29 protein-coding genes are annotated in these 24914 nt (G+C 38.8%); 26 read left to right on the top strand and 3 right to left on the bottom strand.

The features are described from left to right. The first annotated feature begins 262 nt into the window (after positions 1–262). On the top strand, positions 263–1276 hold the full coding sequence (locus tag HWV01_RS17670; protein ID WP_249185369.1) for an NYN domain-containing protein: 1014 nt from the start codon (positions 263–265) through the stop codon (positions 1274–1276). A gap of 94 nt (positions 1277–1370) precedes the next feature. Here HWV01_RS17670 and HWV01_RS17665 read toward each other — a convergent pair whose 3' ends face one another. Next, the gene (locus tag HWV01_RS17665; protein WP_211672784.1) at positions 1371–1544 is read right to left on the bottom strand and encodes a hypothetical protein; all 174 of its coding nucleotides are present in this window, start codon (positions 1542–1544) and stop codon (positions 1371–1373) included. Between the two features lie 507 nt (positions 1545–2051). Between HWV01_RS17665 and HWV01_RS17660 the strand changes: the two genes are divergently transcribed. From HWV01_RS17660 to HWV01_RS17595, 14 genes are read left to right on the top strand one after another with little or no spacing between them, the layout of a single operon-like run. Further along, positions 2052–2267 (top strand): Flp family type IVb pilin, encoded by a 216-nt coding sequence (locus HWV01_RS17660; RefSeq protein WP_211672783.1) that lies wholly within the window; start codon positions 2052–2054, stop codon positions 2265–2267. 3 nt (positions 2268–2270) lie between these two features. Then, positions 2271–2696, top strand: coding sequence for a prepilin peptidase (locus HWV01_RS17655; RefSeq protein WP_211672782.1), 426 nt, complete (start codon positions 2271–2273; stop codon positions 2694–2696). Between the two features lie 9 nt (positions 2697–2705). Continuing rightward, on the top strand, positions 2706–3509 hold the full coding sequence (gene cpaB, locus HWV01_RS17650; protein WP_211672781.1) for a Flp pilus assembly protein CpaB: 804 nt from the start codon (positions 2706–2708) through the stop codon (positions 3507–3509). Next, positions 3509–4825, top strand: a complete 1317-nt coding sequence (locus tag HWV01_RS17645) for a type II and III secretion system protein family protein (RefSeq protein ID WP_211672780.1) — start codon at positions 3509–3511, stop codon at positions 4823–4825. The genes cpaB (HWV01_RS17650) and HWV01_RS17645 overlap by 1 nt, the downstream gene beginning before the upstream one ends. Further along, the gene (locus HWV01_RS17640; RefSeq protein WP_249185368.1) at positions 4822–5349 is read left to right on the top strand and encodes a hypothetical protein; all 528 of its coding nucleotides are present in this window, start codon (positions 4822–4824) and stop codon (positions 5347–5349) included. Before HWV01_RS17645 ends, HWV01_RS17640 begins: the two co-directional genes overlap by 4 nt. Continuing rightward, entirely contained in the window at positions 5349–6584 is a 1236-nt protein-coding gene (locus HWV01_RS17635) for a chromosome partitioning protein ParA (protein WP_211672779.1), read from the top strand. The genes HWV01_RS17640 and HWV01_RS17635 overlap by 1 nt, the downstream gene beginning before the upstream one ends. Further along, positions 6584–7879 (top strand): CpaF family protein, encoded by a 1296-nt coding sequence (locus HWV01_RS17630; protein ID WP_211672778.1) that lies wholly within the window; start codon positions 6584–6586, stop codon positions 7877–7879. Before HWV01_RS17635 ends, HWV01_RS17630 begins: the two co-directional genes overlap by 1 nt. Next, positions 7876–8796, top strand: coding sequence for a type II secretion system F family protein (locus HWV01_RS17625; RefSeq protein ID WP_211672777.1), 921 nt, complete (start codon positions 7876–7878; stop codon positions 8794–8796). The genes HWV01_RS17630 and HWV01_RS17625 overlap by 4 nt, the downstream gene beginning before the upstream one ends. Next, entirely contained in the window at positions 8796–9677 is an 882-nt protein-coding gene (locus HWV01_RS17620; RefSeq protein ID WP_211672776.1) for a type II secretion system F family protein, read from the top strand. The genes HWV01_RS17625 and HWV01_RS17620 overlap by 1 nt, the downstream gene beginning before the upstream one ends. After that, positions 9670–10377 carry a lipopolysaccharide assembly protein LapB gene (locus HWV01_RS17615; RefSeq protein WP_211672775.1) on the top strand — a complete coding sequence of 236 codons (708 nt, stop codon included), beginning with the start codon at positions 9670–9672 and terminating at the stop codon, positions 10375–10377. Before HWV01_RS17620 ends, HWV01_RS17615 begins: the two co-directional genes overlap by 8 nt. A gap of 8 nt (positions 10378–10385) precedes the next feature. Continuing rightward, the gene (locus HWV01_RS17610; RefSeq protein WP_211672774.1) at positions 10386–10877 is read left to right on the top strand and encodes a TadE/TadG family type IV pilus assembly protein; all 492 of its coding nucleotides are present in this window, start codon (positions 10386–10388) and stop codon (positions 10875–10877) included. Beyond that, on the top strand, positions 10861–11397 hold the full coding sequence (gene tadF / locus HWV01_RS17605) for a tight adherence pilus pseudopilin TadF (RefSeq protein ID WP_211672773.1): 537 nt from the start codon (positions 10861–10863) through the stop codon (positions 11395–11397). The genes HWV01_RS17610 and tadF overlap by 17 nt, the downstream gene beginning before the upstream one ends. A gap of 2 nt (positions 11398–11399) precedes the next feature. Then, positions 11400–12644 carry a VWA domain-containing protein gene (locus HWV01_RS17600; RefSeq protein WP_211672772.1) on the top strand — a complete coding sequence of 415 codons (1245 nt, stop codon included), beginning with the start codon at positions 11400–11402 and terminating at the stop codon, positions 12642–12644. Between the two features lie 21 nt (positions 12645–12665). Next, the gene (locus HWV01_RS17595) at positions 12666–13310 is read left to right on the top strand and encodes an OmpA family protein (protein WP_211672771.1); all 645 of its coding nucleotides are present in this window, start codon (positions 12666–12668) and stop codon (positions 13308–13310) included. 81 nt (positions 13311–13391) lie between these two features. On the opposite strand, the gene HWV01_RS17590 is transcribed toward HWV01_RS17595, so the two are convergent. Next, positions 13392–13922 carry a chorismate mutase gene (locus HWV01_RS17590; protein WP_211672770.1) on the bottom strand — a complete coding sequence of 177 codons (531 nt, stop codon included), beginning with the start codon at positions 13920–13922 and terminating at the stop codon, positions 13392–13394. Between the two features lie 476 nt (positions 13923–14398). Here HWV01_RS17590 and HWV01_RS17585 point away from each other — a divergent pair, with 476 nt between their 5' ends. Next, positions 14399–15106: a response regulator transcription factor gene (locus tag HWV01_RS17585; protein ID WP_211672769.1), complete on the top strand. Its 708-nt coding sequence runs from the start codon at positions 14399–14401 to the stop codon at positions 15104–15106. Continuing rightward, positions 15103–16293 carry a sensor histidine kinase KdpD gene (locus tag HWV01_RS17580; protein ID WP_211672768.1) on the top strand — a complete coding sequence of 397 codons (1191 nt, stop codon included), beginning with the start codon at positions 15103–15105 and terminating at the stop codon, positions 16291–16293. Before HWV01_RS17585 ends, HWV01_RS17580 begins: the two co-directional genes overlap by 4 nt. A gap of 85 nt (positions 16294–16378) precedes the next feature. On the opposite strand, the gene HWV01_RS17575 is transcribed toward HWV01_RS17580, so the two are convergent. After that, positions 16379–16993, bottom strand: a complete 615-nt coding sequence (locus HWV01_RS17575; protein WP_249185367.1) for a hypothetical protein — start codon at positions 16991–16993, stop codon at positions 16379–16381. Between the two features lie 227 nt (positions 16994–17220). Here HWV01_RS17575 and HWV01_RS17570 point away from each other — a divergent pair, with 227 nt between their 5' ends. From HWV01_RS17570 to HWV01_RS17530, 9 genes are read left to right on the top strand one after another with little or no spacing between them, the layout of a single operon-like run. Then, the gene (locus tag HWV01_RS17570; protein ID WP_211672767.1) at positions 17221–17448 is read left to right on the top strand and encodes a Flp family type IVb pilin; all 228 of its coding nucleotides are present in this window, start codon (positions 17221–17223) and stop codon (positions 17446–17448) included. A gap of 6 nt (positions 17449–17454) precedes the next feature. Continuing rightward, positions 17455–17880: a prepilin peptidase gene (locus HWV01_RS17565; RefSeq protein WP_249185366.1), complete on the top strand. Its 426-nt coding sequence runs from the start codon at positions 17455–17457 to the stop codon at positions 17878–17880. A gap of 9 nt (positions 17881–17889) precedes the next feature. After that, complete coding sequence (gene cpaB, locus HWV01_RS17560) at positions 17890–18708, top strand: Flp pilus assembly protein CpaB (protein ID WP_211672765.1); 819 nt, start codon at positions 17890–17892, stop codon at positions 18706–18708. Continuing rightward, entirely contained in the window at positions 18709–20055 is a 1347-nt protein-coding gene (locus HWV01_RS17555) for a type II and III secretion system protein family protein (protein ID WP_211672764.1), read from the top strand. Then, positions 20052–20579, top strand: coding sequence for a hypothetical protein (locus HWV01_RS17550; RefSeq protein WP_211672763.1), 528 nt, complete (start codon positions 20052–20054; stop codon positions 20577–20579). The genes HWV01_RS17555 and HWV01_RS17550 overlap by 4 nt, the downstream gene beginning before the upstream one ends. Then, positions 20579–21814, top strand: coding sequence for a chromosome partitioning protein ParA (locus tag HWV01_RS17545; RefSeq protein ID WP_211672762.1), 1236 nt, complete (start codon positions 20579–20581; stop codon positions 21812–21814). Before HWV01_RS17550 ends, HWV01_RS17545 begins: the two co-directional genes overlap by 1 nt. Beyond that, a complete protein-coding gene (locus tag HWV01_RS17540; RefSeq protein WP_045109332.1) occupies positions 21814–23112 on the top strand; it encodes a CpaF family protein in 1299 nt (432 codons plus the stop codon). Before HWV01_RS17545 ends, HWV01_RS17540 begins: the two co-directional genes overlap by 1 nt. Beyond that, on the top strand, positions 23109–24029 hold the full coding sequence (locus tag HWV01_RS17535) for a type II secretion system F family protein (RefSeq protein WP_211672761.1): 921 nt from the start codon (positions 23109–23111) through the stop codon (positions 24027–24029). Before HWV01_RS17540 ends, HWV01_RS17535 begins: the two co-directional genes overlap by 4 nt. Further along, entirely contained in the window at positions 24029–24910 is an 882-nt protein-coding gene (locus tag HWV01_RS17530) for a type II secretion system F family protein (RefSeq protein WP_045109334.1), read from the top strand. Before HWV01_RS17535 ends, HWV01_RS17530 begins: the two co-directional genes overlap by 1 nt. Positions 24911–24914 lie beyond the last annotated feature (4 nt).

Raw genomic sequence — 24914 nt, 5'->3', positions numbered from 1 at the left:
GGTCGAATCTCCCTATTGTATAGACCCTTAGATAATTAGGAATCCCTTAAATAGGTATCTTCAGACTGTTAAGATCATCATTTAGTAAAACGACTCTTACACCATAGAAGAATAACCCCAAATTATTAGCACATAGTTTGCTGATCTCATTATGAATAAAATTTATAAGTCTTACTTTAATCGGGATAAATAGCGGTGATCTTTATGTTAAATTTCAACTCACTATATCCTATAAATTCAGGGGTAACTGTCAAGGAAATTTATGATCAAGAAGAACTATAATATTGCTGTGTATGTTGATATGGAAAATATGGCATCAGTTGATTTTGTTCTAGAAAATGTCATGAGTTCATTACTGACTGTTGAAGATGAATATAACTGCATTGCTGTTATTAAATCGGCATATGGGGATCAAGAGGGTGCAAACAAAAGACTAAAAAAACAACTTGTTGAACATAATTTCAATATTGTGGATATACAGAATACTAATGTCGTAAATAGCCGAGCTGAGCTTCTTCTAAGCCTAGATTCTTTTGAAACTTTATATCTTGATAACCCTAAAATTGACCGATATTGTTTTATGACAAGTTACTCTAATTTTACGGCCATTGCCGATAAATTAAGGAAATTTGGCCGTGAAGCCTGGTTAGTTTGTAAAAGTTCAGATAGAGAACAAGCAATTTTAGGAAAATCGTTTGATAATTTGTTATTTGTTGAAGATTTTTCGTATGAAAAGGAAGCTGAGTTATTCATAGAGCCTGTAAAGGATATGAATTATAGAGAATTATCATTTTATGACTATGCTGTAAATAATATGAATTACAGTGGACCACCGTCTCATTGCTCTCTTGCCAATCACGGAATAAAAAAAATTAATTACATAGCTAAACCGTACCAAGTCAGGGCTTCAAGTGAAAGAATTAAGCGTAAACTAGACCAGTATTTAGTTGAGTGTCAACAGATTAAAGATTTGGAAAGTGATCGGTTTTATCTTAGTTATCAGTACTCTAGCTTGTTTTATAATGAAGTGAAGGTAAGGTTAATCCCTTCTGAATATGAATTGTTAGACATCTTGTCTGATGCGATGCAGCCTATTTTAGTTTCTTCGTTATTCGAAAAAATTCATGGTTTTAGCTATTATGAAGAAGATCGTTCAATATACATGCGTATATCGTCGTTGAGAAAGAAGCTCGCCGTACAATTACCTGGTATTGAACTCATAAAAAATCGTCGTTCGAAAGGCTTCTTTCTTTCTCAATCATTGATAAAGCTATGAAAATATTATCCTTTAGTTAAAGATTAAAAACGTTATGCGAACTTTACAAAAACCAATTGGTAAGAAAATTAAAATTCGATTGTAGATTATCAATTCATTTAGCCTCCTCTGCGGAGGCTTTTATCAGAGTTAGAGCCGTAAATAATGTTTGTTTATCCAAGCCGACTTTATTGGCGGACTGAATTGCTTTGCCTATGATAATTTCTTCGCGCGTAATATCTTCTATGGGTTTGTTATTATTTACCTTGTATAAGGCTACATCTTCCATATAGCTTAAACGCTGATTAAGGGGTTCCTCTATTTCCTTCCTATTTATACGGTAATCTCTCACGTACTTTTAGTGCACAGCTTAACCCTAAACATTTTACTGTTCTTATCGCTCTGGAATCGACTTATACGAACGTAAATTTACGTTTTATTTACTCAGCTTAAATAACGCTGTGTAGGAGTATTGTCAATTTTTTGTATAGGCCGCAGACGTTTGGTTAGCTAGAATCACACTTTTTTGGTGTTTATATCATCACCACCCACCTCAAGTGTAAATTGCTGGTATTATATGTAAGTCTTTGTAAAGTAGCGTAAATACCTCAAGTGTAAGTAAGTTTAAGCTAGTGTAAGTTAGCTTAAGTTCCCTTAGTGTCTATTTTATCTGCTGCTTGGTTAAATACATGAACTTAATTCATCATCTTGGTTAACCTCGATGGTGAATTATTTGTTATAGACGAGATGAATTTAGCATCTCGATCTCAACTTTATTCATGGAAGGTAAAGAAAAATGATCACTAAATTATATGTAAAATCAGCTGTAGCATTTAACGAGTTTAAAAACGATCAACGCGGTGTGACCGCAATCGAATACGCAATTATTGGTGTGGCTATTTCAACTATCGTATTAGCTGTATTTAATACGAGTTTAAATGCGGCATTAACGGATGCAATGGCGTCAATTGCAGAAAATATCTCCTCAGCTAAAACTGTTACAACAGGCTAATTGATGGGATCTAATTTGTGGCTGTTGATAGCCACATTTTCCATTTTTATCTGTCTTTCCGATTTTAAACGGCGGCAGATAACGAATCTTCATTGTATGTGCATATTTGTATTGTGCTTTCTTATTTTCATTCAGCATTACGATCATCTTAATATCATTAATTCAACATTGGTTTTAATCATCGGGTTTACGCTCAACCGGTTCAACATGATTGGAGGGGGAGATGTCAAATTATTGTTTGCTTTCTCTATTGCAATTGCACCGAATTATTTACTGTTAACCGTGATGGTCATTCTCTTTATTGGTGGTTTACAAGCCGTAATACTGTTTCTTTTGTCGTGGTACAGAAAAGAAGCTTACACACGCGGAGTACCTTATGGTTTCGCTATTTGTGTCGGTGCTCTACTGGGTATTGCAGCATCAATCTAGGAACTTTCTGTGAAGTCTAAAATTATTTTAAGTCTTGCAATTGGCCTTATTATCATGGGCTTGTATGGTATTGCTGGCTCCTTAAGCAATGCCGAAAACAAGGCTGCGGTTACTCGAGAACAAGTAGAACAGGCCGACAAGATCAAGAGCTGGTGGTTAAAAAAAGACGTAGATCGCGGTGACACAGTCACGCGTAGTGACCTTGAAATTAGATACTTATCTGAATCAGAAGCGAATCAGAATGGGATTGATGCCGAAATGACAATCAATTTCTCATCGGGGGGGGTTTATGGTCAGAAATACCCGAAGCGTACCTTGTTATTCTCTGACATGATCGTTTTACCACAAGACCCGCGTTATATCGAACTCGTACTAGCCCCAGATAGGGTGCCTTATTTCTTGAGTGTACCAGTAGGAGCAATCGTTGGTGGCGCCATGAATAATGGCATGCATGTGGATATTGTCGCGCTAACATTACCGCAGTCCCGTATGGAAGGTAGCACAGGCGTAAAATCGGCGCGAAGGTTTGGGGTTAATCCGGTGCTTTTAAACATTAAAGTCCTTAATGTTATAGAGCAAGTGACTGTCGAGAAAGGCAGGATTGATACAGTGCCAAGCAGTGTTGACATTGTATTGGAATTAACCAGAAAACAAGTCGCTAAGTTAACGGTTGCGAAGCGAATCTCTGAAATAGAAGTGCACAAATCAGTTGGCGATTATACCGCAGGTGATTTAAAAGCGGATGCGGGTGATGTATTAGCAGACTTCAAATCCATTACAGAGATGCGGGCGGACCGTGTGGTGGTTAAATAATGAAAAATATAAAATTAAATATACAGGCGTTATTAAGCCTATTCATCACATTGTGTTTATTCCTTTTTTCTCATTGTGCTTATGCGGCGAAATGGATTTATCTTGATAATGGTGATGCACATACAGTCACCACGCAGAGTGAAATTGGCACCCTATTCATTAGTGATCCCAATGTGGCGGATTACCAAGTCATCGACAAGCACAAAGTCATCATTTATGCCAAACAACGTAGTCAAACACACCTCATCATTTTTGATGAAGATGGCGAAACCATCGCTAACTACAAAGTCGTGGTTGAGCGTAACCTTGCCAGTGTTAGAAACCAAATACGTCATTTATTCCCTACGCAAGAGGTGACATTAACGAATGTGGGCAACAGGGTATTGGTCAGAGGCGTTGTATCATCTCAGGGGGTTTTAGATAAGCTGTTGAATATTATATCAAAATCAATCAATGGAAATGATGGTGAAAACATGTCAGTGAATGATACAAACCAGAATATCTACCCAGGTCTAGTGAATGAACTTGAATTAGCAATAACCAAACAAGTAAATGTCAAATTATCGATAGCGGAAGTTTCACATTCTTTTCTTGAAGATATCGGCATCGAGTATGGATCCATTTTAAATGGAACTGGACAATTTATGAAAAACCTGACGAGTGGTGCTTCTTCAGATCTTCTTTCTTGGATCTCGGCGACGGGAAATGATTCATTGGGGCAAATCTTGGCCGAGCCTAATTTGTCGGTGATCTCGGGTGAGTCGGCAGAATTTCTGGTCGGGGGGGAATTGCCGATGATGTACACGGTAGATGGGAGTACGAATATATCATACAAAGAATATGGCATTAAACTTACAGTCTCTGCCAAGGTATTACAAGACAGTAAAATCAGGCTTTCTTTGGCACCTGAAGTCAGTAATTTAGATACCCAGTATGCAGACAGTACGTATAATTTGCCGGCACTTAAAACCCGTAGAGCAAGCACGACGGTTGAGTTAGGCGATGGCCAGAGTTTCCTATTAGGTGGTTTACTCAGCAGTGAAGATAAAGAAGTATTAAAAAAAGTCCCTTTGATTGCTGAAATTCCACTTTTGGGTGCGCTATTTAGAAAGACAGAGACAAAGCGGAATAAAACGGAGCTTATTATTATAGCGACCGTAAACCTTGTCAAACCGATTAGCGCAGATCAAATTCAACTCCCTAGTATGCAGAGAACAACAACCCTAAGGCGTTTTTTTGCGGTTGAACAGGCGTTTTCTGCAAAGAGTGTTAAATGGACGGCCACCTTGCTATCAGATGGAGGGTTTAAGCTGTGAAACATATCAATGCATTGATTATAACCAGTATATTGTTTTTAACCGCTTGCGCTGATCGTGCTGATGTCAATCATGGTATTAGCCTTGATGTCGTCCCCACACATTATGCATTGTCTTTTAACTTGCATAAAAGCAAAAGAATAGAGGTTAAAAATAGACTTGATACTTTTCTAATAGATCAAAAAGAAAACATGTTATTTGGGCAGGTGGAAATGTACGTGGCGAATAATACCGCGTACAAGTTTGCTCAAAAAGTGAGTGTTCAATTGCATCAACAAGGTATTGATGCCGCAATGATCCACATTACGCGTGTTAAGGAACCGCTTCAGCAGCGTTTTGATTATGTGATCCGGGTAACTCGACATCAAGTGACTGTGCCACTTTGTCGGCCTGCTCAATCGGGTGATTTTTTTACGCAGGATGCAGGTTGTTATGTAGATGGACTTCGTTGGAAGTCAATGGCCCGTCCTGAAACGGTATTGGATCACTCAAACATGGATATTCGTCCATCAAAGGCTTTGTAATGCTTGATATTGTAGAACGGCTTAAATCAAAAAATGCTGAAGTAGTAAAACGTGAGGACATCTTTTCAGCCGTGTTATTTAACCAAACATCTGAATGTAGAGTGTTAATAGAAGAAGCCTTTCGTTTTGAGGGGTTCTCGACACCAGCGAGTCTTGAGAATATCGATGAAAATATCCGTCGCTACGTCAGAGACTCGTCAATCGAAGTTGTGCTTGTTGAGCTTAATCGAAGCCAGAATGTAGCGCTGGATATGGAAAGAATCGCGTCTCTGCTACCAAATCATGCTTCAGTTATTGTGATTGGCAGTGAAGACGCGATATCGACAATTCGAAATTTAAAGGCGATGGGGTTTTATTATCTATTTTGGCCGATCACGAAAGTTGAACTCGTCGATTTTGTCAAGCATGTTTATGAAAATCGAAAAAAACAAGCTGGACTTGGAAAGAATCGGATCGCTAAAAAAGTCGCATTTTGGGGCTCTAAAGGTGGTTTAGGGACAACGCTGTTAACGAGTGAAGTCGGGCTTATGTTAAGTAGTGTAGAGAAAAGTTCGTGTGTGATCGTCGACCACAACTTTACGGGGGGCGAGCTCGATGTTTTTTTGGGGATCCCTGACTTTGAAAAACGGACTGTGCAGAAAGGTAGCATGGGCACAGATATGGATTTCACTTATGCCATGAGCATGACCAAGAAAGTGACCGATATGTTGTCGGTTCTATCCATCGAATCTTCTGAACTCAATAAGCGCGAATTAAAAGAATATATTCGTGTTTTTGTAACCGAATTGGCGAAACAGAACAACTTTGTCTTAGAAGATCTATCGCGCTCTGGTAACACCAAAAGCGATCTACTTTACGTCTCTCTGCAGTGTGATATTTTCGTGCTTATTATTGATCCAACCGTGTCTAGTGTCAGAGAAGCGGGCCGTGTTATGTCGGTACTGAATGAGATAGGCGCTCCGCTGCGGTGTATTTTGGTGATGAACCATACGCGGCCTGAAACGTCAGCCAGTATTACACGATCTGAAATCGAGAATTTTTTAGGCGAAAAGATTGATGTGGTCTGCGCGTTTGATAAAAATGCGTGTAAAGACATCATAGAAGGTAAGCACCTTTATCAACTCAATACGGCATTATCGAGAGATCTGCATAAATTGACTGGGTTGATCCTTGGTCAGCAGTTCATACCCTATAAAGGCTTTTCAATTAAGCGCTTACTTAAGGGCATCATATAATGGAAATGTCTGTTTATGCGAATTTGAGGCGGCAAATTTTCGATGCGCTTGACGCGGAGGCTGTCAATACTCTGACCAAAGAACAGTTATCTAAACAGCTGGCGGATGCCATTGATTTACTGGCAGAGCGTTATGAATTTCCCCTTACAACAGTGGTAAGAGCTGAATTCACCGAAAATTTAATCGATGAAATTCACGGTTTAGGGCCTCTGCAATCACTCATGGACGACGATAGCATCAGTGACATTATGATTAATGGGGCCAGCCATGTATTTATCGAGCGTAATGGACTGGTCGAACGTTCGGCTGCATCCTTTATAGACGAGGAACAATTGATCCAAATCGCCAAGCGTATTGCTAACCGAGTGGGCAGGCGTGTTGATGAGTCACAGCCAACGTGTGACGCGCGTTTAGCCGATGGCAGTCGTGTGAATATTGTTATTCCCCCTGTGGCGATTGATGGCACATCCATATCGATACGTAAATTTAAAAAAAGTAATATTGGCTTAGAAAAGCTTGCCGAATTTGGTGCTATGTCACCAGAGATGGCGCAGTTATTGATGATCGCGGCTCACTGTCGTTTGAATATTTTGATTTCTGGCGGGACAGGCTCAGGTAAAACCACCATGTTGAACGCGCTTTCTCAGTTTATTTCTGAAAATGAGCGGATCGTGACTATTGAAGATGCCGCCGAACTTAAGCTTCAGCAGCCGCATGTTGTACGACTTGAAACGAGAACCGCTGGTATCGAGGGTAATGGAGCTATCTCACAGCGCGATCTAGTGATTAATTCACTGCGTATGAGACCCGATCGGATCATTGTTGGTGAGTGTCGAGGTGCTGAAGCGTTTGAAATGTTGCAAGCAATGAACACGGGGCATGATGGCTCTATGTCAACTCTGCATGCGAATACGCCAAGAGATGCGCTTGCGCGTGTTGAAGCCATGGTTATGATGGCGACCAATAACTTACCCCTTGAAGCGATCAGACGAACCATTGTCAGTGCCGTCGATTTGGTTATTCAAATCAGTCGTTTGCATGATGGCAGTCGAAAAGTCATGAGTATTACGGAAGTCGTTGGTTTAGAAGGCCGCAACGTTGTACTTGAGGAGATATTTCGTTTTCAACCTCAAGCGTCTCATAATCCGAGCGGAAAGATCAACGGAAACTTTATTACGGCAGGCTTGATGCAACGATCTGTATTGATGGAAAAGGCACGTTTTTTTGGTTTGGAAGACAAATTATCAGCCGCATTCCGGATAGAAAAACCAGAATTTAGGAGAGAACCTGCATGATCGCAAGTTTATGTCTTTTTTTGGGAGGCGGTTTAATCCTATTCGCATTGAAACCGATTCGCAGAAAGAAAAACAACTACTTAGAGAGTTTTAATCGTTCAGTGCTGGTGAGGTCGATGGACGAAAATCAACAAGCGTTGAATTTTAATTCGCTGACCGCGCTGACTTGGAATCAAAAATTAATCAGGATATGGATCAACCTACACAGGTATCTTGGGCAAGGGGCGAACGTTAAACTTGCTCTCTTTATGAGCTGCATTATGGTGTTATCACACATGGTGAATATTACATTTTTTCGGACGTATTGGTTTTTTGTGTCTCCACCCATATTTATTTTTTCTGCTGTATTAGGCTATTTGTGGCTTGCAAATAGGGCTAAGAATAACTTTGAGTCTGCGTTTCCCGATGCGCTTAATATGCTTGCCAGTGCCGTCAGTGCAGGGGAAAGTATTATGTACGCGATTATATTTGTTGGCCAGTCGCTCGATAATGATGTCGGGCGAGAGTTTAAATTGATGGGCGAGCGGCTTCAGCTGGGTGAAACGCCCGATAAAGTATTTCAAAAATCCTGTATGCGTTATCCATATCCAACGTTCCTATTTTTTGTTATTACATTACGCGCAAATATGCAGCGGGGTGGTCAGCTTAAAGAGATTATAAGTCGACTTAATCGTTTGATCTTTGATTCGAATGCAATGGAAAAAAAGAAATATGCTATGACATCGGAGGCTAGAGCATCCGCTAAAATCGTGGGTTCAATTCCATTTATATTCTTGTTTATACTGCAATATTTAAGCCCTGAAAACTTTGAGTTTGTGATGTTTAATGATGCCGGTAAACCGATTCTTTATTATGTATTGTTAAGCGAGTTTATCGGTATGAGCATTATTTGGTCATTAATGAAAGGAGTGAAGTAATGCTCAATAGCCAAAATGAGTTGTTCTTATTATTGCTGTGTATTGCGAGTGCTGCAGGCTTACTTATTTTTAATGTGGTGGTGTTATGGAAGCGCAGGGTTAACCTGTCGAAGCTTGCCATGTCGAAGTTAAATAAAGTGGATTTTAGTTCTATCGTTAAGGCTGAGATTCAGATTGAAAAAGCGTTAAATTTTGGTAAAAAAAAGACGGGTAATACATTTGAGGCTGCTGGTTTTTATCATTTCGTGTGGGCTGATCATTATCTTAAGATCAAGTATACCTCGCTGATTATTGGTTTGTGCGTGTATTACTTTTTATTACCGAGCGAGTCGATAGAGGTAAGCCAGCATTTGGTATTCATTGCTATATGGGTACTAATATGTGTCGTCATTCCTGATTTATATCTGGATGCACGCACGAAACAGCTCCGCAATAACGTCGCCAATAAATTACCCTATTTATTGGATCTCATGGCTGTTTGCGTACAAACCGGTATGACGATTGAGTCCGCTATGAATTATTTATCTAAAGAGATGGCGGCATTTGATCGTGACATTGGTCATTTCTTAAATAAAACAAATGAACGAGCGAACATTGTCGGGATGGACAAAGCATTGGATGAGCTGCATGAGTTAGTGCCCAGTAATGAAATGCGCAGCTTTGTTGTCACGCTTAAACAGAGTCTTAGATATGGTACATCGATTTACAGTATTTTAACGACGCTGGCGAAAGATATACGTGAACTGCAAATGTTAGGAATAGAAGAGAAAATAGGTAAGTTGGCGGCAAAAATGTCAATCCCATTGATTCTATTTATCATGATCCCGATTGTTATTTTAATCGCGGCCCCCGGTATTATGAGGCTAATGCAAAATGTATAAATATCCACTTCTTATATTGGTATTGCTTGTGTCGGGTTGTGCTGCCAATAGCAATCATTCGATTTCAAATTCACTCGACTTTTATGAACAAACTCAAAACAATGACAAAATGATAGTGCTATATAAGGCCGCGCTAAAGACGAAAGAAAACGACACCACGAGAATCAAGTTAGCAAATGCTTACTTATCGGTTGATGATTATGAATCAAGCTTGTTTACACTCGCGCCTTTGTTGCAAAAAAGCGATGTGGCGATTGATATATTAGAGATAAAGGCGAAAGCATTATATAAAAGTGAAGACTTTGATAATGCACTGCTCACCTGCGAAGAAATAATATCGAAAAATGCAGTAAACCCAGAAGTTGAAAATTTAATGGGGCTTATTTATGCAGAAATGCATCAATATGAACAATCGCGGATCTATTTTAATCGTGCAAGAGTACATTTTCATGACGATATCATTATTCAAAATAACTTAGCCGTTTTAGATTTACTTGAGGGAAATCCACAGGCTTCTATCACGCGTCTCATGCCCCTTTATAGTAAGGACCAAAGTGATATTAAAATAAGAACTAACTTGCTTATTTCTTTTTCTAGGATGGATGATATGAAGACGGTTAGAAGTATGTTAACTGCCAGTTATTCACCGCGTGAAATCGATGAGATTATCACCGCACTAGCTGAACTGAAACCGATATAGTGGGTGTTATGTATAAAAGTTCAAGGCCGCAGCGTGGTGTTGCGAGCATAGAGTTTGCGCTTGGGTTGTTTCCATTTTGGCTATTGGTTTGTGTTTGGGTTGAAATGAGTTACGTGTCTTATATTGCGGGATTAACCGATTTGGCATTGGCTGAATCTGCACGTGCGGTAAAGAAAGAGAACGTTAGGTACGTCGATGCGTTTAAGAAAAATATAAAAAGTAACAGTACATTATGGTCGAAATTTCTAGATATAAATAACTTTAAAATGTCTGTTCATTACCTTGCGGATATTCAGGCACTGATGAATGTCACGTCTGTTTGTCAGCCAGATGAGAGTGAATTTAAAGAATGTGGCACGGCCTATAATAGTGCCATTGCAATATACAGAGTTGAATATAAGTATAAGCCGATTTTTAACTATTTTTTTAGTGATGATCAAGTATTAGTGCGAGAATTAATCGCGATACAGGAAAATGAACGAAGTGAATTTCAAGTATAAACAAAAGGGTAATTTCACCGTCGAATTTGCAATTATTGGTGTTGTTTTTTCGCTGCTTATTGTTTTTAGTGCAGATGTGATTATGAAGTTATCACTGAAAGGAAAACTTGATCGATTAAGTTATTCTGTGGTGAACATGCTTAAAGAGCGTACTCAATTTAACAGTGAAAATTTTGCAGTGACAGAGGACGAAGCGTCGGCATTAAATAAAATTGCGCAACAAAGTATGCATAGAACGTCGGCTAATTTTGATGGTCAGCGATGGGGCATGTCCATAGAAGCGTTGCAATTTGATAGGAATGATAACTCTAGCGTACTTTCATTTTCAGAAGGTGAGCAAGGTGTTAATAATAGGGTGCCAATACAGGATCTCGGGGATTTGGTCGTGATCACCAGTTGGGGGCGCAGAGCAACCATATATCGCGTTACCCTGATTTATAAAACCGAAAACTGGTTTGGTTCGTTAATTGGCAAAGAGTTTAATACCGTATCATCTAGCTCTGTAATGATAGGAAGATAACCATGAAATCAGGTAAACGTCAACAAGGGCATGCCGCACTGCTATTTACCATCATAGTCCCAGCGCTGTTTGGACTTTTTATATTGGCGACAGATGGTGTACGGGCGTTACAGAATAAAGCGAGATTAGGGGATGCCGCCGAAATGGCTATCCTAACAATAGCCGCGGCAAATGTGGATAATATCGATTCTTATCGTCCTGTCGCTGGCGCTGAGGTTATGGAAGGCAGTGGTTCAGAAGTAAATCGAAATCTCGTGAACAATATTATTTCAAATTATTTTGATCACCAGCAGTTGACAGTAGAAGATGCGCTTAAAATTCGTAAATTAACATGTGAGGAAATACCTGAATGCCGAGAAGAGTTGCAACATGGCGGTCATCATTTCTATGAGTACCGTGTTGAGGCTAAAGTGCAGAGTAAAACTTGGTTTTCGGGGAATAGTTCGAGTGTTGGCTTTGGTGATTCAGTGACAGTCGGGCATGGCGCGAAAGCGAGAAAGTCTATAAATAGAGCCCTTGATGTGGTGTTTGTGGCAGATTTTTCAGGATCAATGAATGATTATTGGAAAGGCGGTAAAAGTAAGATTGAGGCGCTTAAAAGTGTTGTCGGGCGATTTGTAACGGAAATAGAAAAATTTGAAAAGATGACTGGAGAGTATAATACAGTCGGTATTGTTCCGTATCATATTGCGACTGCTGATGGGCCGGAAAAACTAGTTATCAATTTTACGAATAATGCGGATGCTACGATAAGTCAGATTTGGCAGAAAGGCTATGTTTGGAGACCCAGAAAAGCAGATGATCCTCTTTGTTATGACATTCCATTAACGCATCATTACGAGAGTCTAATTAAGACATTCAATACATTCGAGCCTGGTTATGGGACATCTTCTTGGGAAGGGATTATTCGTGGTGCTCAGATATTAAAGAAAGGGAATAATGCAAGACGACTACTCATTGTGCTTTCAGACGGACTAGATGGTCGGAAAGATATCCATAAGAGCTTAAATGATAAGGGATATTGCCAAATAATTAAAAAAGGGCTTTCTGAAGGTCAAAATGAGAAAGGTGAAAACTATTCGGCTAAGCTGGCTGTGATTGGGTATGGATATGATAATAAAGTGGAAGATAACAAAGGCTTATTAAGGTGTGTTGGTGCTGATAATGTTTATGAAGCCGAAGATGAAAAAGAAATATTAGATAAGGTCTTAATGTTAATGTCGGAAGAAGTTGGGCATTTGAAGTAAAAATAAAATGAATGGGGATATATGAAATCTAAAATAGTGTTGTCGTTGTTAATATTATCCGCTTCAACAAGTGCCTATGCAAAGGCATTAAAACAAAGCGAATTTGTTGCTTACTGTTCCCATGAACAGCTAGAGTATCAATTAGATGTAAATATTGGCGAGGTAAGAAGTGTCTATGAAAAACAAGGTCAAATGATGTTAGTCACAGCCAACAGTGAGACGGACTATGTGCTGAAATTAATGAAAGATGATTTTCGTGATTCGGGCTTAAAAGAAGAGTGTGCTGAATATCTGTATAAAAACAGTAGCCTTAATATCAACGATGGTAGTGGTGTAATTTTTGCTCGAATTAACTTTTCTTTTGATGATGATAAGCTAACTGGTGAAAGTCGGCATATTGTACAGGAACTGGCTCGGAGTCTGAAAGACTCAAATAGCCATTTACAATTGACCGGTCATACCGATTCTGTCGGGAGGGAACATTATAATTACGAGCTCGGTATAAAGCGTTCTGAAAGTGTGAAGAGGTACTTGATAGATAATAATGTTAATCCTCAGGGGATTGGCTTAGATTCAAAAGGCGAAAGGAAGCCCGAGTTTAGCAATGATACTCCAGAAGGGCGAGAGAGAAACAGACGCGTAGATATTGAATTAATAGAGTTCTAATTGCGGTAAAAGAAATTAAGAACTCGACCAAATTACCGCTGTTCTGATAATCAGGGCACTAAGTAGTGCCCTGATTATGATTTACTTAAGTCGTATTTGTGATAAAGCCTTAAATAGCGCTTGTTTGTCTGCATCAGTCAAATAACGAGAATCTAGCGTGACTTTAAATGTATCCCAGTCTTGTGCTGTAAACTTACCACCTTCATTTAAATATAAAGCCAGTTTTGTATTGATTTCTTTCCCCAGTTTGATCAGTGCTGGTCTAATGACTGTTTTTAGATCTCTAGGTGTGTTGCTGGTGGTTTGACTTAATAAATCAGCGCGGTATCTATATTGAATGGCTTTTGCCGCCGAGATTTGAGTTTGGAAAAAACCAACCACACTTTGTTTATCTAAGCCTACTTTTTCTGCTGATTTACTCGCTTTATCGATGACCACTTTCTCGCGTTCAATGTCTTCAATAGGTTTATTGTTATTTGCTTTATATAAGGCAACATCTTCCATGTAGCTCAATCGTTGATTTAGGGTTGAGAAGAGTTCTGTTGATGTTGGTGTTGCGAATGCGCTGAATGAAAGTAGCGTGACCGCTATTAGTGTAAATCCTTTTAGCATTTAAGCCTCTTAATTGATTGATATTATGGGTATTCTAAGTCTGATTAAAATAAATGCAAGCTTATGTTTGTTTTGCAGGGATGGCAATTCAATCTGTATATCTAGCCGGGAGAATCATAATATTTTATTTTTAACGGTATATGCGATTGTCGCAGCTCTTTAATTAAGCTCTCTTCTTGTTATATTTATGCTTATATTAATGTAATGTGAATACTTCCTCTATGGTCTACTTAAATTGTGGTATTAATTGTTTTATAATTACACTGTTATCATTATGTGCTTATTAAATATCATATAAATGCAATTTAAACATTGCGTTGTTTGCTTTATTAGAGAGATAATCTGAAGAAGGTTAATTGTTGATTTAATGTCGTTTAATTGATTCTACATAGATTATGTTTATTTCATTTTAACCACTTGAGTTATGGCTATAAAGGTTCTGCCATTTTCGCTGAATCAAAGAATATAGGTATTATATGCTAGACATTGTAATCATTGAGGATGATCTTCAGTTACGAGAAATGTTGTGTTATTTTCTTTCTGAAATAGAAGGTTATGATATCGACTGCCTTGATACTGGTGATGGTGCTGTAGAATTCATAATTGAAAAAAAACCCAAACTTGTACTCCTAGATATACAGCTTCCACATACTTCAGGATTAAGCGTACTCAAAGCGTTAAAAGATCTGAAATTTGAAGCGCCAATAGTAATGATGACCGCCAACGATACAGAGTTAACAGAGACAAACTCTCTACTTTTAGGGGCAAATGATTACGTCACTAAGCCGATCAGAACGAAAGTGTTAAGTGAAAGAATTAAGCGTCAACTAGACCTATACTTGGTTGAAAAGCAAGTTGACGAACAACAAGAAGAAAATTTAAGCCGTGATCAGTTTTATCTAAGTGCCCAGCATTCGAGTGTGTTTTACAATCAAATTCAGATTAAACTCATTCCCTCGGAATATGAATTATTAGAAATATTGTCAGATGCGGAACAGCCTATATCTGTCGCTGTATTATTCGAAAAAATTCATGGTTTTAGTTATCACGAAGAAGACCGTTCTATATATATGCGTATCTCTTCGTTGAGAAAGAAATTTGCTATACAACTACCGGGTATTGAGTTGATAAAAAATCGACGTTCAAAAGGTTTCTTTCTTTCTTACCCTATGATAAAACGATGAAAACATTCATTACCCAAGTCTTTACCTCCGTGATATTGGGCTATATTGTCAGTTCAATTATTTCTGATATTTTCATAAACCCTCAAAAGGAAGCGCTTGAAGACCAGCTAAACCTTAATCGTGTCGAAATGGTGATAGAGGGTTTGGAAAACCATGACAACCATACTCATACCGATGCGGCTGTCTGGCAGTTTCAATGTAATATAAACTCTAATTACGCTACAGATTTACCTCTGGACAACTTGCATTCGATTACAAGCAGTCATGATGATGTTAAGTTTATTCGAGCGACGTTTGATAGTGAAGCCTACGCGAATGCGCCAGTGGTAAAGGAACTAAAAACCATTGAATTAATAGATGATGCGATTCAAATTTTATGCACCTTGATGATTTTGTTGATATCGCTTCGAGCGTGGAGTAATGGGATCATGTCTCTTCACTTCTTATCCGAGAGCTATTCTGAGGGGAAGTTTAAGACCCGAGTGGAAGCAACTGGGCCTGAGTCGATTCGGAGTTTGATACGAAATCAACACAAGATGGCGAGTGCGATTGATGAACTGATTATTAAACAAAAAATGCTTTATGCAACACTGCCACACGATATAAGAACCCCCTTAGCCGCTATTCAGCTAACCAGCGATATACTGGTGTCGAATAAAGGTAACAATGAATTTCTTTTAGAGCGTTTGGGTACGCAAGTCTGTAGCTTAAATACGCTGTGTGAAAGCAGTCTCCACCTTTTTAAACTGTTGAATAAAGAAGTGGTGTTGTGCCAAGAAGAAATCAATTTGGTTGATGTTTTGGAATCAACAATTTCAACGCTGGGAGGACATAAAAACTTCGAGTTAGTTAACTGTTCTAAAACAATCCAAAGTGATGCCAAGCTGCTTAAAATTCTATTTTTAAATATCTTATCTAATGCCGAACGTTATGCAAATGAAACGATTCTAATTTCACTTACATCCTATCCTAACGTGGATGTTGTGAAAATTAAGGACGATGGTAAGGGCTTTACAGAAAAAACAATATCAGCCGTTAATAACGGGGATATTGCTAATATTTTAAGTAAAGATGGATTTGGCATTGGCTTGGTTTTAATATTTGAATTAACGAAGCTGTTGAACGGGAAGGTTTTTCTTCACAATAATAGCAGTGGTGGACAGGTTACACTGGTAATGAACCACTAAACGGTTACCTCTCTGAATAATATACCCCCCTTTTTTTGTTATAAATTAGGGGGGAGATATCTTCGCGTAATACTCTATTTTTAACTCATGAATGCTTCAAATCGGTAAGATATTTAATTGTTTCTGATAGCTCAGCAATAGACTTATGTGGGCGCATATTGACTTGGTATGTACCATTTACAATGATGCTTGGAATTTGCATGATTGTGGCTTGTGCAGTCAATTTTTCTGAACGAGCAAGCTGTGTATTAACTTGCGCTTGCTGTTCTTCTGTTAGTTGACTGATAGGGTTAAGTTGGTAACGAGTAAACAGGTTCGCTACCGAGCTACCTTTAATTGGTGCTGATGCTTGAACAATTAAAAAGAGTTCGCGGATAAAATTCTCTGGAAGATTTTTATCTTGAACTGTCGCAGAGTAATACAGTGTTGCTGCGGATCGTGTTACATCATCAAATACGACATGTGTTTTATATATATGCTGCTGGCTCTGCTTACTGATATTAGGCAGCATCATACTTAGCTTCCAACAAGGTCGACAAGTTAAAGAAAAAAACTTTTCAACGCCAAGGCTTTCTTCATAGAAATCATTTTTGATTTTATCGTAATGCTTACCTTCAATCGCTTCTGCATAAGCAATCGTATTCTGAGACAGTAGTAATGCGATGAACATTGATTTTAGTATTAAATAAACCCGTTTCATTATTTCTCCTAGCGTTGTTAATCGTGGATACCTTCTAAAGTGTAAGTAACCGGTAACTGCCAGTCTTTAAGGGAGTGTAAGCTGCGTTGCTTGTTAACAGTTTAAACTCCCTTGGTTTTCCTTAGTGTGTATTTTTTTCGTTATTTGATTAAATAGAATGAACTTAATCGAAGAGATCAATTTTAGATTCTCTGTATCAATTTCATTCACTATTAAGGCCGAAAATCATGATCACTAAATTATATGTAAAATCAGCTATTGCACTTCACGAGTTCAAAAAAGATCAACGTGGTGTTACCGCTATCGAATACGCAATTATTGGTGTAGCAATCTCATCTATCGTATTAGCTGTTTTCAATGGCAGCTTGCGTGCAGCATTAACTGAAGCTATGAGTACTATTTCTAGCAACATATCTACTGCGGCTAATGGTCCAACTCCTACTCCAAGTAATTAAGAGTTAATGGATTTTTACTTGTGGCTATTTTTAGCCACATTATCTGTTCTTATCTGTATTTCAGATTTTAAAAGCAGGTACATATCTAATTTTAATTGCGTGTGCATATTTGTCTTGTGCTTGCTGATTTTTATTAATAATTACGACTATTTGAACATCATTAATTCAAGTCTGGTTTTAATCTGTGGGTTCATGCTCAATCGATTCAATATGATGGGTGGTGGAGATGCAAAACTATTGTTTGCTTTCTCAATTGCAATTTCCCCAAGTTATTTACTCTTGACCATTATGGTCATTGTTTTTATTGGTGGTTTACAAGCTGCAATACTCATTCTTTTTTCTTGGTACAAGAGAGAACCTTATACGCGCGGTGTACCTTATGGTTTCGCTATTTGTGTAGGAGCTTTATTTGGTATCGCTGCATCAATTTAGGAACGCTGTGTGAAGTCTAAACTCATTTTAAGCCTTGCTATCGGGTTAATTATCATCGGTTTATATGGTATTGCTGGTAGCTTAAGTCGTCCGGAAACCAATATTCCCGTTATCGAAGCATTAGTCCAAGACACAGATGTCGAAAAGCTAAAGACCTGGTGGTTAAAAAACGATGTTGAGCGTGGTGACATTGTAAAGCGTAGTGATTTTGAAATTCGGTATTTACCCGAAGCCGAAGCGAATAAAAATGGGGTTGATACCGAGATGAGTATCAATTTCTCGTCTGGTGCTGTTTATAGCCAGAAGCTCAGTAAAAGCACCTTGTTATTTCCTGACATGCTGGTATCTCCACAAGACCAAGGATACATCGAGCTAGTGTTAGCTCCAGACCGTGTCCCTTATGTGTTACGTGTACCGGCCGAAGCTGTTGTTGGCGGTGTCATTCGTCATGGCATGTATGTGGATTTGGTAGCGCTAACATTACCGCGGTCACGTATGAGCATCGAATTCGGCGCTGCTGCAGCAAAGACGGCAAGAATGATCGGTGTTAATCCGGTGCTTTTAAACATCAAAATTCTTAAAGTTGTAGAGCAAGTGCTTCCCGAAAACAGCGAGTTAGAAGATGTACCTGCCAATGTTGACATCATATTAGAATTGACAAGAAAGCAAGTTGCTAAGGTAACCGTTGCGAAGCGAATTGCTGAAATAGAGGTACATAAATCAATCGGGGATTATACCGCCGGTGATCTAAAGGCGGATGCTGGTGATGTATTACCAGATTTCAAATCCGTTACTGAGATGCGTGCTAATCATGTGGTAATAAAATAAATGAAAAATATAAAATTAAATATGCAGCTTCTATTTAGAATATTGACCGCATTATGCTTATTCACACTGCCTAACCTTGCTCATGCGGAAAAATGGATTTATATCGATAATGGTGATGCGCATACAGTAACAACCAAGCGTGAAATTGGCACTATATTTGTTAGCGATCCAAGTGTGGCCGATTACCAAGTTATCGATAAGAACAAAGCCATTATTTATGCCAAAAAACGTAGTCAAACACATCTTGTTATTTTTGACGAAGATGGAGAAATAATACTTAATTACAAAATAGTGGTTGCCCGTAATCTTGCCAGTATCAGAAACAAAATTCGTAAATTATTTCCTACGCAAAAGGTGACACTGACGAATGTGGATACACAGGTGTTGGTGCGAGGCATTGTATCTTCTCAGGACGTGTCAGATAAGATTCTGAACCTTGTATCAAAGTCAATAAATGCGTCTAGTAATAGTAGTAGTAGATATTTTCCGCTATTCGGTAGAAATAATAAAATAAAGAAAAAAACGTACCCAGGTCTATTGAATGAACTTGAGTTGGCGGTAACCAAACAAGTAAATGTTAAGTTATCGATTGCAGAAGTTTCACATACTTTCCTTGAACATATCGGTGTCGAATATGGCTCAATATTAAATGCAAATTTCACGGCTGGCGAATTTGTTAAAAACTTAACCACAGGGGCTAGTAAGGATATTGTTTCTTGGCTTTCTGCGACTGGAAATGACTCGGTGGGACAAATATTAGCTGAGCCTAATTTGTCTGTGATTTCTGGTGAGTCTGCAGAGTTTCTGGTCGGTGGTGAGCTACCTGTGATTTTCCATGAAGATGGTGGAACGAGAGTCACATATAAAGAATATGGCATCAAACTCACTGTATCTGCTGAAGTACTGCAAGACAGTAAAATCAGACTATCTCTTGAGCCTGAAGTTAGTAATTTAGATACTCAGTTTGCTGATAATACATATGATTTACCTGCACTTAAAACACGTAAAGCAAGCACTACTGTTGAATTAGGCGATGGCCAGAGCTTTTTACTTGGTGGACTGATGAGCACTGAAGATAAAGAAGTATTAAAAAAAGTACCTTTGCTTGCAGAGATCCCGATATTAGGTGCGCTATTTAGGAAGACGGAGACAGAGCGTAATAAAACGGAACTCGTTATTGTTGCGACTGTTAATCTTGTTAAGCCTATCAGCGCAGAGCAAATTCAACTTCCGACGATGCGTAGAACTACAACCCTAAGCCGTTTCTTTGCTGTGGAACAGGAATTTTCGGTTGAGAGTGCTAAATGGACTAAAGAGTTGTTGTCAAACGGAGGGTTTAAACTATGAAATACATTAAGATATTGATTGTTAGTAGTATTTTGTTTTTGACAGCTTGCGCTGACCGCGCGGATGTTACGAGTGGTATTGGCGTAGATATCACACCAATACATTATTCATTGTCGCTAAACGTGAACAAAAGTAAAAGTCTAGATGCAAAAAAGAGACTTGATTCGTTCCTTGTCGAGCAAAAAGATAACATCTTGTTTGGTCATATAGAAATGTATGTCAGTAATAATACGGCGTACAAATTTGCTAAAAAAGTTGAATCTAAATTGCATGCACAAGGTATAGAGGCCTCTATGATAAGCATTGCCCGTGTTAAGCAGCCTATCAAGCAGCGTTTTGATTATGTTATTAGGGTAACGCGACATCAAGTGACAGTACCCATTTGTCGTCCTGTTCAATTAGGTGATTTTAATCATAATCAGTTAGGTTGTACGATCGATTCTATGCGTTGGCAGTTAATGAGTAATCCCGAAAATATGTTGAATCAATTTGAAATGGATACTCGTCCATCAAAGGCTTTGTAATGCTTGATATTGTAGATCTACTCAAATCAAAAAATGATGAAAAGGTAAAACATGAAGATACTTTTTCGGCGGTTTTATTTAACCAAACGGTAGAGTGTAAAGAGTTAGTAGAAGAAGCCTTTCGTTTTGAAGGTATTACTACGCCAGCGAGTATCGAGAATACCGATGAAAATATTCGTCGCCATGTCAGAGAATCCTCTATAGAAGTGGTGCTGGTTGATCTTAACCGAAGTCAAAATGTCACTAAAGATATGGAAAGGATCTCACACCTACTACCCAATCATGCCTCTGTTATTGTAATTGGTAGTGAGGATGCGATATCGACAATCCGAAATCTAAAGCAGATGGGGTTTTATTATTTATTTTGGCCAATTACGAAAGTTGAGCTTGTCGACTTTGTAAAACATGTTTATGAAAATCGTAAAAAACAAGCTGGGCTTGGCAAGAATAGAATCGCTAAAAAAGTGGCAGTTTGGGGCTCTAAAGGTGGTTTAGGGACGACCTTGTTAACCAGTGAAATTGGTTTAATCCTAAGTGACTTAAAAAATAGTTCATGCGTGATCGTCGACCATAATTTTTCTGGTGGTGATATTGATATATTTTTAGGTATTCCTGACTTTGAAAAAAGAATGGTTCAGAAAGGGGGGATGACGGCTGGAATGGACTTTAGTTATGCAACAAGCATGACGAGAAAAGTTAACGATATGCTGTCGGTATTATCTATTGAATCCGCCGAGCTGAATGAACTTGAGTTGAAAGAATATATTCGTATCTTTGCAACCGAATTAGCAAAACAGAACAACTTTATTCTAGAAGATCTTTCACGTTCAGTTAATAGTAAAAAGGATCTGCTTTATGTATCTCAGGAATGTGACATCTTTGTTTTAGTTATTGAACCAAGCGTGGCGAGTGTTAGAGAGGCCTGCCGTCTTATTTCTGAATTAGACAGAATTGGTTCGCCACTGCGGTGTATTTTAGTGATGAATTACACCCGACCTGAAATGTCAGCCAGTATCAGCAGAGCGGAGGTCGAGAAGTGTTTAGGCCAAAAAATTGATATTGTATGTGGTTTTGATAAAAGTGCAGCGAAGGACATTATTGAAGGTAAGCATATTTATCAACTCAACAGCGCCTTGTCTAGTAATATCCATAAATTAACTGGATTGATCCTTGGTCAAGAGAGTCGTGTCACTAAACCCTTTTCAATTAAGCAGTTATTTAAGGGGCGAACGTAATGGAAATGTCTGTTTATGCCCGTTTGAGGTTACAAATTTTCGATGCGCTTGAAGTTGAAGCGGTTAATAGCCTTACTAAAGAGCAACTAGCAAAGCAGTTGTCGGGTGCTATTGATTTACTGGCTGATCGACAAGGATTAGCAATAACTGTATTGATTCGAGCTGAATTTGTTAAAAATTTAATCGATGAGATTCATGGCTTAGGCCCTTTGCAATCTCTGATGGATGACGAGAGTATCAGTGACATTATGATCAATGGTGCGAACCAGGTTTATATTGAACGTAATGGCTTAGTTGAGCGTTCTGCAGCGTCATTTATTGACGAGGCACAGTTACTTCAAATCGCAAAACGTATTGCCAGCAGGGTGGGAAGACGTGTTGATGAATCACAGCCAACTTGCGATGCGCGTTTAGCTGATGGCAGCCGTGTGAATATTGTTATTCCCCCTGTCGCGATTGATGGTACATCTATATCAATTCGTAAATTTAAAAAAAGCAGTATTGGTTTAGAAAAACTAGCCGAATTTGGTGCCATGTCACCAGAAATGGCGCAATTACTGATGATCGCGGCACACTGTCGTTTGAATATTCTGATTTCAGGTGGTACGGGCTCGGGTAAAACAACCATGCTGAATGCACTTTCTCAGTTTATTTCTGAAAATGAACGAATAGTGACAATTGAAGATGCAGCCGAGCTTAAGCTTCAGCAACCTCATGTTGTAAGACTTGAAACAAGAACCGCTGGTATTGAAGGCAATGGTGCGATTACACAGCGTGACCTCGTGATTAACTCACTGCGTATGAGGCCTGACCGGATCATTGTCGGCGAATGTCGTGGTAGCGAAGCGTTTGAAATGCTGCAAGCGATGAATACGGGACATGACGGCTCAATGTCGACACTACACGCGAATACGCCAAGAGACGCACTTGCACGTGTAGAAGCCATGGTTATGATGGCGACCAATAATTTACCACTTGAAGCAATTAGAAGAACGATTGTGAGCGCTGTTGATTTGGTTATTCAAATTAGCCGTTTGCATGACGGTAGCCGAAAAGTAATGAGTATTACCGAAGTTGTCGGTTTAGAAGGCAGTAATGTGGTGCTTGAAGAGATATTTCGTTTCCAACCTCAAGCTTCGCAGGGGCTGGGCGGAAAGGTGAGTGGTAATTTCATTACTGCTGGTTTGATGCAGCGATCTGTGTTGATGGAAAAGGCGCGATTTTTTGGTCTAGAGGATAAATTATCAGCTGCATTTAGAGTCGGAGACCCCGTATTTAGAGCAGGAGAAACGGCATGATAGCCAGTTTATGTCTTTGTTTAGGTGGTATTTTAGTGCTAGTAGCATTGAAACCTAATCAGAAAAATAAACAAAAATACCTAGCGCATATAAATCGTTCTGTGCTGGTTAGCTCTATGGACGAAAATCAACAAGCATTAAATTTTAGCTCCCTGACAGCACTGGATTGGAAACAAAAGACAGTAAGGCTCGTGAATAACCTAAAGCGTTATCTTGGACAAGCTGCACCTCTAAAAGCAGCTTTGTTTATGATTATTATTATCGCTTTATCACTGTTTGTGAACAAAGGTTTTTTCCGAGTGCACTGGTTATTTGTTTCTGTACCTATGTTAATAGTCTCTGTTGTTGTTGGTTATTCATGGCTTGCAAATCGGGCTAAGAAAAACTTTGAGGCTTCTTTTCCCGATGCGCTCAATATGCTAGCAAGTGCTGTGAGTGCTGGTGAAAGTATTATGCACGCGATTATTTTTGTTGGCCAATCGCTAGACAATGATGTCGGTCGAGAGTTTAAATTGATGGGGGAGCGACTCCAGCTGGGTGAAACACCTGATAAGGTTTTCCAAAAGTCTTGTGTGCGCTATCCATATCCAACTTTCCAGTTTTTTGTCATTACATTGCGTGCAAATATGCAGCGTGGTGGTCAACTTAAAGAGATTATAACACGACTTAATCGTTTGATTTTTGATTCGAACGCGATAGAAAAAAAGAAATATGCAATGACATCGGAGGCGAGGGCTTCCGCTAAAATTGTCGGCGCTATTCCATTCATATTCCTGTTTATCTTGCAATATTTAAGCCCTGAAAACTTTGAGTTTGTGATGTTTAGTGACTCAGGTAAACCAATTCTTTATTACGTATTGGTGAGCGAACTTATCGGTATGTCCATCATTTGGTCATTAATGAAAGGGGTGAAGTAATGCTTAGTAGCCAAAATGAGTTGTTCTTATTACTGATATTAATCACGTCTGGCGCGGGCTTACTTGGTTTTTATACGTTTGTTTTGTGGAAGCGTAGGAGCAAGCTGTCGAAGCTTAACTTTGCTAAATCAGGTGAAGGGGACGTACCCTATATTAAAAAGGCCGAAGTTCAGATTCAGAAAGCACTTAATGATCGTAAAAAAACCACTAAAAATGCATTTGAGGCTGCAGGTTTTTATCATATTTCTTGGGCTGAGCATTATCTTAAGATCAAGTATGCTTTGCTTGTTATTGGTTTATGCGGGTATTACTTCTTATCATTAAACCAGTCGATAGAGATGACTCAACATGTGCTATTTATTGCTGTATGGGTGCTGATATGTGTGGTTATTCCCGATATATACATTGATTATCGAACGAAACAACTACGTAATAAAATTGCAAACAAGTTACCTTACTTATTAGACCTCATGGCTGTTTGTATACAAACAGGTATGACTATTGAGTCTTCGATGCGCTATTTATCTAAGGAGATGGCTTCATTTGACAGAGATATAAGCTATTTCCTTGATAAAACAAATGATCGTTCAAAGATTGTAAGTTTAGAAAAAGCATTAGATGAGCTGTATGAGTTAGTACCAAGCAATGAAATGCGCAGCTTTGTCGTCACCCTTAAACAGAGCCTTAGATATGGTACGTCTATATACAGTATTTTAACGACGCTGGCGAAAGACATACGTGAACTGCAAATGTTAGGTATGGAAGAGAAGATTGGTAAGTTGGCTGCAAAAATGTCAATCCCATTGATTTTATTTATTATGGTTCCGATTGTTATCTTAATCGCGGCCCCTGGTATTATGAGGTTAACGCAAAGTGTATAGATAT

The organism is Moritella sp. 5 (genome assembly GCF_018219455.1).
Taxonomy (GTDB): domain Bacteria; phylum Pseudomonadota; class Gammaproteobacteria; order Enterobacterales; family Moritellaceae; genus Moritella.
The sequence above is the reverse complement of the archived record's forward strand: the minus strand, read 5'-3'. Positions and strand labels throughout refer to the sequence as shown.